The sequence below is a fragment of the Sutterella faecalis genome (assembly GCF_006337085.1).
GTDB classification, from domain to species: Bacteria; Pseudomonadota; Gammaproteobacteria; order Burkholderiales; family Burkholderiaceae_F; genus Sutterella; species Sutterella faecalis.
In genome coordinates, this window is the sequence record NZ_CP040882.1 from 1,087,387 (window position 1) to 1,099,128 (window position 11,742).

The 11,742-nt window shown below is 58.3% G+C and carries 9 protein-coding genes and 1 tRNA gene; 4 read left to right on the forward strand and 6 right to left on the reverse strand.

Features of this window, described 5'->3' with window-relative positions:
- Positions 1-125 precede the first annotated feature (125 nt).
- The 4 genes from lon to tig all read right to left on the reverse strand — a co-directional run bounded on the left by lon (position 126) and on the right by tig (position 6,450).
- Positions 126-2,588 carry an endopeptidase La gene (gene lon, locus FG381_RS04345; protein ID WP_228025697.1) on the reverse strand — a complete coding sequence of 821 codons (2,463 nt, stop codon included), beginning with the start codon at positions 2,586-2,588 and terminating at the stop codon, positions 126-128.
- Positions 2,589-2,710: 122 nt separating this feature from the next.
- Complete coding sequence (gene clpX, locus FG381_RS04350; RefSeq protein WP_139687709.1) at positions 2,711-4,033, reverse strand: ATP-dependent Clp protease ATP-binding subunit ClpX; 1,323 nt, start codon at positions 4,031-4,033, stop codon at positions 2,711-2,713.
- A 195-nt stretch (positions 4,034-4,228) separates the two neighbouring features.
- Positions 4,229-4,819 (reverse strand): ATP-dependent Clp endopeptidase proteolytic subunit ClpP, encoded by a 591-nt coding sequence (gene clpP, locus FG381_RS04355; protein ID WP_139687710.1) that lies wholly within the window; start codon positions 4,817-4,819, stop codon positions 4,229-4,231.
- Positions 4,820-5,097: 278 nt separating this feature from the next.
- Positions 5,098-6,450, reverse strand: coding sequence for a trigger factor (tig, locus tag FG381_RS04360; RefSeq protein WP_139687711.1), 1,353 nt, complete (start codon positions 6,448-6,450; stop codon positions 5,098-5,100).
- Positions 6,451-6,759: 309 nt separating this feature from the next.
- On the opposite strand from tig, the gene FG381_RS04365 reads away from it, so the two are divergent.
- From FG381_RS04365 to FG381_RS12565, 4 genes are all read left to right on the forward strand, one after another.
- On the forward strand, positions 6,760-7,317 hold the full coding sequence (locus FG381_RS04365) for a hypothetical protein (protein ID WP_139687712.1): 558 nt from the start codon (positions 6,760-6,762) through the stop codon (positions 7,315-7,317).
- Positions 7,318-7,376: 59 nt separating this feature from the next.
- Positions 7,377-7,460, forward strand: a tRNA-Leu gene (locus tag FG381_RS04370).
- Between the two features lie 128 nt (positions 7,461-7,588).
- Positions 7,589-7,903: a hypothetical protein gene (locus FG381_RS04375; RefSeq protein WP_139687713.1), complete on the forward strand. Its 315-nt coding sequence runs from the start codon at positions 7,589-7,591 to the stop codon at positions 7,901-7,903.
- A gap of 241 nt (positions 7,904-8,144) precedes the next feature.
- Entirely contained in the window at positions 8,145-9,173 is a 1,029-nt protein-coding gene (locus FG381_RS12565) for a hypothetical protein (protein WP_165697828.1), read from the forward strand.
- Positions 9,174-9,260: 87 nt separating this feature from the next.
- Here the strand turns inward: FG381_RS12565 and radA are convergent, their stop codons facing one another.
- Both radA and alr read right to left on the reverse strand, forming a co-directional pair.
- Positions 9,261-10,646, reverse strand: a complete 1,386-nt coding sequence (gene radA / locus FG381_RS04385) for a DNA repair protein RadA (RefSeq protein ID WP_139687715.1) — start codon at positions 10,644-10,646, stop codon at positions 9,261-9,263.
- Complete coding sequence (gene alr, locus FG381_RS04390) at positions 10,646-11,734, reverse strand: alanine racemase (RefSeq protein ID WP_139687716.1); 1,089 nt, start codon at positions 11,732-11,734, stop codon at positions 10,646-10,648. The genes radA and alr overlap by 1 nt, the downstream gene beginning before the upstream one ends.
- Between the last annotated feature and the right edge of the window lie 8 nt (positions 11,735-11,742).

Below are 11,742 nucleotides of genomic sequence, written 5' to 3' on the forward strand. Positions count from 1 at the left end.
TTGTATACAAAAAAGTGTCCTTGTAAACAAGGCTTTTTCGTCACTTTAAATGCAAAAGCCCCATACCAGAGGTACAGGGCTTTTGCTTTATCAATTAAGTTGTGCAGGCTTTAGTCAAGCTCTTTTCAGGCGGAAGTCTGCATGGCCGGTGCCGGGGGAACCATCGCATGAGGCGGCGGCATGGATGCCGCAAACGCTTCATCGGAAAGAGGCTCCGGCATTCTGAGAAGCGCTCTGCGAAGTACTTCCTCAATGCGCTTCACCGGAACGATCTCCAGACCCTTGAGTGCATCCTCATTGATCTCGGTGAGATCCTTCATGTTTTCCTCAGGGATGAGCACCGTCTTCACGTTGCCGCGCTGAGCCGCAAGAAGCTTCTCCTTCAGGCCGCCGATCGGCAGCACTTCGCCGCGAAGCGTAATCTCGCCCGTCATGGCGATGTCGGAACGCACCGGAATATGGGTGAGCGTCGACACCATGGCGGTCGTGATGGCCGCGCCAGCCGAAGGACCATCCTTCGGAATTGCGCCTTCAGGGAAGTGAATGTGCCAGTCCGTATTGGCGAAGATGTCCGAACGGAGTCCGAGCATCTGGGCGCGGGAGCGAACCACCGAGCGCGCAGCCTCAACCGACTCCTTCATCACGTCGCCGAGCATGCCGGTACGAAGCACCTGCCCCTTGCCGGGGAAGGCAACGGCTTCAATCGTAAGAATGTCGCCGCCCACTTCGGACCAGGAAAGACCGTTCACAATGCCGACCTGCGGCTCGCGCTGAGCAACCGTGATGCTGAAGCGGCGCACGCCGAGATACTTCTCGAGATTCTTTTCGTCCACAACGATCGGAAGCTCAAGCTTCTTATCCTTGCCGGCTTCGAGTTCCGTGAGAACGATCTTGCGCAGAATCTTGCCGATCGCACGCTCAAGCGCACGCACGCCCGCTTCGCGTGTGTAGTAGCGAATGATGTCGCGCACGGCGCCTTCGGTAATCCTGGCTTCCTTTTCCTTCACGCCGTTGGCGCGCATCTGCTTGGGCACAAGGTGCCTGAGCGCGATGTGAACCTTTTCGTTCTCGGTATAGCCCGAGAGCGAAATCACTTCCATGCGGTCGAGAAGCGCCGGCGGAATGTCGTAGCTGTTCGAGGTCGCGACGAAGAGCACGTCCGAGAGATCGAACGGGCATTCGACGTAATGATCCTCAAAGGAATTGTTCTGTTCCGGATCGAGCACTTCAAGAAGCGCGGACGCAGGGTCGCCCCTGTGGTTGGCGCCGATCTTGTCGATTTCGTCAAGCAGGAAGAGCGGATTCTTCACCTTGGCCTTGATCAGATGCTTGATCACCTGACCCGGCATTGCACCCACGTATGTACGGCGATGGCCGCGGATTTCCGCTTCATCGGAAACGCCGCCCAAAGCCATGCGGACGTACTCGCGGTTCGTCGCTCTCGCGATCGAACGGCCGAGCGAGGTTTTCCCGACGCCGGGACCGCCGACAAGGCAGAGGATGGGCGACTTCACCTTCCCGACGCGCTTTTGCACAGCGAGATATTCGAGAATGCGCTCCTTCACCTTCTCGAGTCCCCAGTGATCCTCGTCGAGCACGCGGCGCGCACGTTCAATATCGTGCGACACGCGGCTCTTCTTCTTCCAGGGAATATCAAGAAGCGTATCGACGTAGCTGCGCACGACCGAAGCTTCGGCCGACGACGGCGGCATGCTCTTCAGGCGCTTCAATTCCGCAAGCGCGGCGCTTTCCGCAGCTTCCGGCATTTTGGCCTCGCGAACCTTGCGCTCAAGAGCGACGTCTTCGTCTTCACCGTCTTCGCCTTCGCCCTCGATGCCGAGCTCCTTCTTAATGGCCTTCATCTGCTCATTAAGGTAGTACTCGCGCTGGTTCTTCTCCATCTGCCCCTTGACGCGAAGCTGGATGCGCTTCTCAATCTGGCCGCTTTCGAGTTCGCGGTCAAGCACGCCGATAAGGAGTTCAAAGCGCGCGACAGGACTTGCCGCCCGCAGGTACTCGAGGCGTTCAGGGGTCGAAAGCGGAATGAAGGAAGCCGCAATATCGCATGCGCGGACCGGATCCTTCTCTTCGAGCACGGCCTTCAGATGGTCAGGAGAGAACTTCTTGACGTTCGTGGCATATTCCTGGAGAGACTTCAGGAGCGTGCGCGAATAGGCGGCAAGATCGTCCGAAGGCGAAATTTCCGGCTGGAGAATCTCGGCTTCGGCCTTGAAGAACCCGGACGCATTAATCCACTTCGTGACGCGGCAGCGTTCCGTGCCGTGCACAAGCGCCTTGACGGAACCATCAGGCAGGCGCAGGAGCTGATCAATTTCGCCGCTCACGGCGACGTCCCAGAAATCTTCGGGCGTCGGCGTGTCAACGCCCTTGTCGCGCTGCGTCAAAAGGATCACCCGCCCGGAATGAATGCGCATGGCGGCTTCGGCGGCCAGAACGGAGAGCGGACGGCCCATGAAGACCGTCGTCATCGAGTTCGGAATGACCACCATGTCGCGCAGCGGGATAACGGGCAGGGGCCCGATCACCGCCGGATTCTCTGCGGAAAGGGTTGAATTCTGATTGTTCAAAGCTATTAGCCCCAAAAAATAGGATGTGTAAGGACTATATGGGGTCAGGCGGCAGTTTTTTCAACTGCCGCCTGGGTAATACCGCAATTCCCGTTCGGAAAGCTGAGTTCGCCGAATTGAGATCAACTTGCGGCGGGCGCTTCAGGAGCCGGAGGAACCTCGCCCTCGGCGCGCAGAATGAATTCCGGACGGCTCTTGCCGGAAACCGCATCCTCCGTCACAACGACCTTCGCCACGTCCTTTCGGCCGGGGACTTCAAACATTGTGTCGAGAAGAATGCCTTCGATGATGGAGCGCAGACCGCGGGCGCCCGTCTTGCGCTCGATCGCCTGGTGCGCGATTGCCTTAAGCGCTTCGGGCGTGAATTCGATCTCCACGTCCTCCATTTTGAACAGCACCTTGTACTGACGCACGATGGCGTTTTTCGGCTTCGTAAGGATTTCAATGAGCGCTTTTTCATCGAGCTCGTCGAGCACCGTAATCACCGGGAGACGGCCGACGAGTTCAGGGATCAGGCCGTACTTCACGAGGTCGGACGTATCGATCTGATGGTAGAGCTCGCTCAAATCGTGATCCCGCTTGCCGATGACCGTTCCGGAAAAGCCGATTTCACTCTTTTCCGTGCGGTGCCGGACAATGCGTTCCATGCCGTCGAAAGCGCCGCCGCAGATGAAGAGAATCTGCGAGGTATCCACTTCCATCATGGGCTTGCCGGGATTCTTGCGGCCGCCCTTGACGGGCATCGAGGCGATCGTGCCTTCAACGAGCTTCAGGAGCGCCTGCTGCACGCCTTCGCCTGAAACGTCGCGCGTAATCGAGGGGTTTTCGCTCTTTCTCGCGATCTTGTCGATTTCGTCGAGATAGATGATGCCCTTCTGAGCGCGCTCAATATTGCCGTCTGCAGCCTGAACCAGTTTGGCAACAATGTTTTCAACGTCTTCGCCGACATAGCCTGCTTCGGTAAGCGTTGTCGCGTCGGCAATCGCGAAGGGCACATCAAGCGCACGCGCGAGCGTCTGCGCAAGGAGCGTCTTGCCGGACCCGGTCGGACCGACGAGGAGAACGTTCGACTTCTGCAGCTCAACCTTGTCCTCAAGATTCTTGAGGTGCTTGTCCTGCTGCGTCATGAGGCGCTTGTAGTGATTGAAGACCGCCACGGCGAGCGTGCGCTTGGCGCGTTCCTGACCAATCACATAGCTGTCGAGAAGCTCGTAAAGCTCACGCGGAGTCGGAACCTTTTTCGGAAAGACTTCCTTCTCTGCGGCTTCACCCTGAGCGTTTTCGCCCTCAGTCTTTTGCGCATCCTTGCCCGGCACTTCAACCTTCAGTTCCGCAGCCATTGCGCGAACGCATTCGCCGCAGAGTAGTTCTCCGTGAAGGCCCTGAAAGAGCGCAGAACACTGCGACTCATCGCGGCCGCAGAAGGAGCAGTAGCGTTTTGCCATTATTTAATTTCCCTGACGGAAGCCCCTTCAGCGCGAAGCGGGCTGCCGTCGTCTTTCGTCCGCTGAAATTTGGAAGATGGAGACAATGATTCTCCCCATCCGCCTGCGAACGAGATAACTGTTTGCCGTCTGCTCTCCCCAAAGCGTCATCAACAGATCTCCAGGGAGAGGCAGAATGGATTATTCAGAGTCTCTTTACATTTCGGCGCGCGTTGTGAGCACGCGGTCGATGAGACCGTACTCGAGCGCTTCCTGAGCGCTCATGAAGTTGTCGCGGTCTGTGTCGCGGACGAGCTCTTCATACGTGCGCCCCGTGAAGCCTGCCATCAGTTCATTCATCTGACGCTTGATCAGCGTGAGCTGACGCGCGCGGATTTCCACATCGCTCGCCTGGCCTTCCGCGCCGCCGAGCGGCTGATGGATCATGATGCGGGAGTGCGGCAGCGCATAGCGCTTCCCCTTTTCGCCGGCGGCGAGAAGGAAGGCGCCCATGGATGCGGCCATGCCGAGACAGATCGTATTCACCTTCGGACGGATGAAGCGCATCGTGTCGAAGATCGACATGCCGGCAGAAACAGAGCCGCCGGGGCTGTTGATGTAAAGCGAAATGTCCTTGTCCGGATCTTCGCTTTCCAGGAAGAGAAGCTGCGCGACGACGAGCGAAGCCGTCTGATCGTTCACCTCGCTCGTGAGAAAAATGATGCGATCGCGAAGCAGACGAGAATAAATATCGAAGCTGCGCTCTGCGCGGCCGGAACTCTCAACAACGATAGGAACAAGAGACATTGGATTCTTTACTGGTTTTTCTGTTTGTAGAAGCTTCGGACCCAGAGAGGACCCGGAAGCTGCTGCATTGCAGCTGAACGTGGCGCTCATTATCGCGAATCAGTGAGACTCGTGCAGTAACGAGACTTCTCAAAACGTGCAGGCAGAAAATAACAAAGGCGCCCGCAGGCGCCCTTGCAGAATTCTATCGGATTCTTGCCCGATGCCTGCAGAATTGCGCTCTATCAGCACAAAACTGCAGGAAAAGCTCAAATCCGAAGACTACGGAAGTGCTTCAATTAGAAAGCACCCGACATCACCTTGTCGAATTCAACGGCTTCGTCCGTCGTGTCGGCGTGGGCGAGGAGCCAGTCGCAGACGTTCTTCTGCTGAACCTGAGCGCCGAGGTTCATGCGCGAGTTGCGGTCCGTCGTGAGGTACTGCTCAACTTCAGCCGGGTTCTCGTAGGAGGAAGCGATGACCTTGGCGCGCTCAGCGATCTGCTCGTTGGTCGCCTGAAGCTTTTCCTTCGCGACGAGGTCTTCCGTGAAGAGGCCGAGGCGAACGCGCTTCTCGGCATTTTCCTGGAACATGGATTCCGGGAAGTCCTTGAGCGAAACCTTGGCGCCGCGCTGCTTCATCGTTCCAGCAAACTGCTCGGCCATGGCGTGGCGTTCCTGAGCGACGATGGAGGTCGGGATCGGGTACGTGAGGGCGCCGGCGAGGGCTTCGAACGTCTCGGCTTCAGTCTTCTGCGTGAGGCGGAATTCAACTTCGCGCTCGAGGTTCGTGCGGATGGCGGCGCGCATCGATTCAACGCTTTCTTCGCCAAGGGACTTCGCGAAATCATCGGTGATTTCGGGAATATGGGCGAGTTCGATGTTGGTGAGCTCAACCTCGAACTGAACCTTGGCGCCATTGAGTTCGGCCGGACCGTAGTTTTCCGGGAAGGTCATGTCGAAGGTCTTCTTTTCGCCCTTCTTCATGCCGGTGACGGCAGCGTCGAAGTCGGCGAGCATGCGGCCGTCGCCGAGAACGAACTGGAAGCCGTCGGCCTTGCCGCCGGCGAATTCAACGCCGTCCTTCGTACCGCGGAAGTTGACCGTGACGCGGTCATCCTTCTGAGCGGGACGGTCTTCTTCGAGCGGACCATAGGTCACGCGCTGACGAGCCATGACGTCGAGCGTCTTCTGGACAGCGGCATCATCAACGGTGCAGCTGTAGCGCTTCAGAAGAAGCGTCTTGAAGTCGGGATAGACGATTTCCGGGAAGACTTCAAAGACAGCCTTGAACTTCATGTCCTCGGAGTCCTTTTCGCCTTCGAGCGCCTCGATGCGGGGCTGGCAGGCGATGGCGAGACCGGATTCCTGAGCGGCCTTCGACCAGGCCTGGCCGACGAGCTCGTTGAGCGCCTGGTCAAAAGCGCGCATGCCGTACATCTGCTCGACCTGAGCCATCGGAACATGGCCCTTGCGGAAGCCGGGCATGCGGGCATCCTTCGCATAGTTGCGAAGGTACTTCTGGGAGAGCGTGCGAACTTCAGCGGCAGGAACCGTGAGCTCGAGCGAACGTTCGAGCGGATTCACCGCCGGCGTTTCTTCCTTGGGAGCCTCAGTCTGTTCAGCAGCCTGTTCAATCGTTTCTTCAGTCATTGCTTTGATCTTTACTGAAAGTTCGGAAACCTTCCCGAGCACGCAGCATTCTTTTTGGAAAGCTGCTTGAGCCCAAGAGTCCGAGAAGTTGGAAAATCCGTCCGGATGCACTGTGCCGCTAGCAACAGCCATGATCCGGGCGGTTTGAATGAATTCTGTTCCGAGACAGCCATCAGACTCATTGCGTCCGGACTGCCCCAAATTCGAAGCTTTACATTATACCCAAGCGAAAAGCACTGCACTCTCCGCGGGTTAGCTAAACTTCTGCCTTTGTTGATTTTTTCTTCTGCGCATCTCCTGCTGTCAACCATGTCCGCCCGCCTTTGCTGCTCGCTTGTCCTTAGTGCCCTTCTGCTTGCCGGATGCGCCGTTCCTCCGGCAGATCAGTCTGATATTTCATCCATTCAGACCACGGCTGCCGAAAATAATCGGACCCAGTCACTCCGCAGGGAGCCCTCGCAGTACGAACTCAGAATCACCGAAGTCAGCAATCGCCTGCGGGCAGCCTGCGTAGCAGAAGCCTTTCAGCCGTATTTCCGCAAGTCAGCATGCCTGCCGAACGGCATCACCGAAGCAATGCTTAATGACCGCACACGGATTACGCGTGAACAGCGCCGCGCTGCGGAGGGCGTCTTTGAGCTCACGCGCGAGCTCAACGAAGACACGCGCCGCATCATGATCGAAACCGGTACGCCTCAGGAAGCAAGAATTGCCGAAGAGTCTCGTACGCTGAGCGACCCCCGGATAGAAGCAATGCAGGAAGGACTTCTCAAAGGGACGCTCACCTGGGGGGAATACAACATGAGACGGCTGGAGCTTTTTGAGGAAATCCAGCGCCGCAGAGCACTTCTTGGGGAAGAAGATTAGTCCGCCCGAACTTTCTTCTTTTTTCTAAATTCCTATAGAATTGCTCTTCCTTTGAAAGTGCGCGAGTGGCGAAATTGGTAGACGCACCAGGTTTAGGTCCTGACGCCTCTGGCGTGCCGGTTCGAGTCCGGCCTCGCGCACCAGATTTCAACATTTTGAGGGTGTAAGAGGCATTAAGCGCAATAGGTAGTGTGCGAGAGGCCCCGTGACGCAGTAAATTCCGATCAAATTTACGACGGATTTACGACGCATTTACGACGGAGCAATTCTCATGGCCACCATTGTCCGTAAGCCTTCCGGCCTCTACGAAGCTCAGGTTTGCATCAACGGACTTCGAAAAGCTAAAAGCTTTCAACGTGCTTCAGACGCCATACCATGGGCGGCATCTCTCACCCTTTCAGTTGAAGACGGAACACATCCCGACGCCGTTCTTCCTCTTCGACATTTCATTGAAGAACACGCCGCGCGCATCGGTACTGCACACAAGCACCCACGGAACGAAAAAGTCGTTCTCGGATACCTGCTTGAAGATCCCTCGCGGACCTCAGAACGGGAGATGTCCCCAGTAGTGACATTCATGCCCTGATCGAACGCAGGCGCACGATTCCGTCACGGACCAAAGGCGTCATCGTGAAGAAAAGCACGGTCGCCCGGCAGAAACAGATCATCTCCAGCATGTTCGCCGGCCGGCTTGCTTACTTAACTCAGGCACAGTCCTTCCATAAAAAAAGCCTCTGAACCAAAATCAGAGGCTTTTTTTCCCGACCCATTGCGGACGCTCCCGGGAGTTGCTCCCTCTCGCGTCCGCCTAAGGACAAAAGCAATTAATGCTTCGCCTCATGGTCATGGTCGTGGCCGCAGCAGCAGCCCTTCTTTTCTTCGTGATCATGATCATGACCGCAGCAGCACTCGCCCTCGTCATGATGGTGGTGATGACCGCCGCAGCCGCATTCCTCGTGATCGTGGTCATGCCCGCCGCAGCAGCACTCGCCTTCGCCATGATGGTGGTGATGACCACCGCAGCCGCATTCACCTTCTTCGTGATGATGATGGCCGCCGCAACCGCATTCTTCATGATCGTGATCATGCCCGCCGCAGCAGCATTCGCCTTCGCCATGATGGTGATGGTGACCACCGCAGCCGCATTCCTCTTCTTCATGATGATGGTGGCCGCCGCAACCGCATTCCTCGTGGTCGTGGTCATGCCCGCCGCAGCAGCACTCGCCTTCTCCATGATGATGGTGGTGACCGCCGCAGCCGCACTCACCTTCCTCATGGTGATGATGGTGACCGCAACCGCAGCCGCACTCCTCATCCTCATGATGATGGTGGTGATGGCCGCCGCAGCCACAGCCGCATCCGCAGCCGCCTTCAGGTTCGCGGAACTGGATCGGATCAAAGGGTTCCTCGGCTTCCGTCACTTCGAGACCCACCATCTGAAGCATCTTGGCGAGATTCGGGAGCGGAAGGACCGAGAAGCCTTCATCAATCTGCGCAAGGCGAACGCCGCGGTTGATGAGGGCGCCGGCAGCCTCACGAAGGACATTGAGGTCGCCCGTCACATGGAGCACCTTTTCAACGGCCGGACGAACGGCCCAGAAGGCGCCGGTTTCATCAACAAAGAGATCGTCAACCTCAAGCGGACGAAGATCAGCGGCCGCAACGCCCACCGTCACATCGCCCGTCGGGGTGTGAATGGTCTGCGGGAGCTCCGCACGCTGTGCGGAGGTGAGGGGAAGCGGATGAGCCTTGTCAAGGAGAGCCTGCGCGGGAGCAGCCTGCGCGGGAAGAAGCTTGGTAAGCGTCGTCATGGAAATACAGTCCTGGAATATCAGAGCTCTCCAGCCGTCGGCTAAAGAACCCGAGCTAAAAAACTTGTCTATTGTACGAAAAGGAGAGACTGGTGAGCCTCAACATTTGTGATGAGGCTTTTGCCGGCAGGCTTAAGGGAAAATCTGAGCGAGCGCGTCCGCCAGACGATCCACAGCGATCACCTCGAGCCCTTCAATCGGCTGCTTGGGCGCATTAGCGCGCGGTATGAGCGCTTTTGAAAATCCGAGCTTCGCGGCTTCTCTCAACCGCTCCTGACCTCTCGGCGCCGGCCGGATTTCGCCTGCGAGCCCGACTTCGCCGAAGATGACGAGGCCGCGTTCGAGGGGCTTGTCGCGCCAGCTCGAGCAGATGGCCGCGAGAACCGCAAGGTCAACGGCGGTTTCTGAAATCTTCACGCCGCCCACGGCATTGACGAATACGTCCTGATCAAAGAGCGCCACGCCGGCGTGCCGGTGCAGAACGGCAAGGAGCATCGCGAGCCTCTGGTTGTCGACGCCGACAGCGAGGCGCCGCGGCGCCGGTGAATGCGTTTCGTCGACGAGCGCCTGAATTTCAACAAGAAGCGGCCGGGTGCCTTCCTGGGTCACGAGAACGGTGGAACCGGGAATGTTCGACTTGTATTCCGAAAGGAAGATGGCCGAAGGATTCGTCACGCCTCTCAGCCCATGATCCGTCATCGCGAAGACGCCGAGTTCGTTCACGGCGCCGAAGCGGTTCTTGAAAGCGCGCACGAGCCGGAAGTTCGAATGGGTGTCGCCTTCGAAATAAAGCACCGTATCGACAATGTGCTCGAGAATGCGGGGGCCGGCGAGCGCGCCGTCCTTCGTGACGTGCCCCACGAAAAAGAGCGTGGCGCCGGTGGTTTTCGCAATGCGCGTAAGCCTTGCCGCACATTCGCGCACCTGAGAAACCGATCCCGGAGCGCTGTCAAGCGCCCCCGAAAAGAGCGTCTGAATCGAGTCGATCACGACGAATTCGGGCTTCTTCTCCGTTATCACCGCTTCAATATGCTCGAGCTCAATTTCGCTCATGAGCTGCAGGCCCTGAAGCGGAAGCTGCAGGCGCTGAGCGCGAAGCGCAATCTGACCCGCACTCTCTTCGCCCGAGACGTAGACGCATCTAACTCCGCCCGCAACGAGCCGCGCCATCACCTGAAGAAGCAATGTGGATTTGCCGATGCCGGGGTCGCCGCCGATAAGGGAAACGCCGCCCCGGACGAGGCCGCCCCCCATCACGCGATCGAATTCCGAGAGCCCCGTAATGACGCGCGGGGCCTCTTCAGCCGTAACGTCGGCAAGGTCCTGCAATGCTCCCGTTGTGTCAACAAAGCCGCGTCCCGAGCGCTTATCCGTTCCGTAGCGCCCTGCGGCACCCGTCGGAACCTTGAATTCCTGAAGCGTATTCCATGCCCGGCAGTGCGGGCACTGGCCCTGCCACTTGACCGTCGTGCCGCCGCATTCGGAGCAGACAAACTCAACCTTATCGCGCTTCGCCATCAGGCATCCTCTCTCAGAACAATCGGCACGCGGCGCGCGAGCGCGCAGATGAGCTCATACCCGATCGTGCCGCAGCAGGCGGCAACGCGGTTGACGGGGAGATGCCGCCCCCAGAGTTCCACGCGGCTCCCGAGCTGTGCAGCCGGAATATCGGTGATGTCGATTTCGAGCATGTCCATCGAAACTGAACCCGTGAGGGGCGCAATCTGCCCTTCAACCCAGACGGGGGAGCCGTCGGGCATGGAGCGGGGGTAGCCGTCGGCATAGCCGCAGGCGACCACCGCAATGCGGGAATGACGCTTGGCAATCCAGCGCGAGCCGTATCCCACGGCTTCGCCCGCCGGAATTTCCTGAATGGCGATGATCTTTGCTGCAAGCGTCATTGCAGGAATGATTCCGAGTTCTTCAGAGGAAATATGGCTGTCGGGACTTACGCCGTAAAGCGCAACGCCCGCGCGCACGGCCTCGCCTCCCACCTCCGGGTGGAAAAGGATGGCCGCGGAATTTGCCATGCAGGCCGCAGCGCCTCCGCGCGCGAGCCTCCCCATGCGGGCGAGCTGCTTCTCAACCGTTGCCGGGCGATCCCCAAAATAGGTGGGTTCCGCATTTGCAAAATGCGTGACGACATCCATCACGCGCACGCCCGGAATGGACGTGAGCTCGTCGTAGACGGCATTCACTTCCACCGGCAGAAACCCCAGCCGGTTCATGCCGGAATTCACCTTGATGTGGCAGCGCACGTCCTTCACGCCCGCCTTTCTGAGAAGGTCAATCTGCCAGAAGGAATGAATGACGGTCTCGACCTTGAGCGACTCGAGCCGCTCAATGTCGGAGGCGTCAAAGAAGCCTTCGAGAAGCAGAATTCGCTTCTGCCAGCGGCAGCGGCGGGCCAGCTCTGCATCGCAGAGGTCGATGGTGGCGAGTCCGTCCGCATCGGCAAAGGCCGTCACGGCATTTTCGAGCCCGTGACCGTAGGCATTAGCCTTCACCACTGCCCAGAGCGTACGGCCCTCGGCCTTGCTTCGCATCACATTCAGATTGTGGCGAAGTGCATGGAGATCAATTTCAGCAAAGATTGGGCGCGGCACGACTTTCT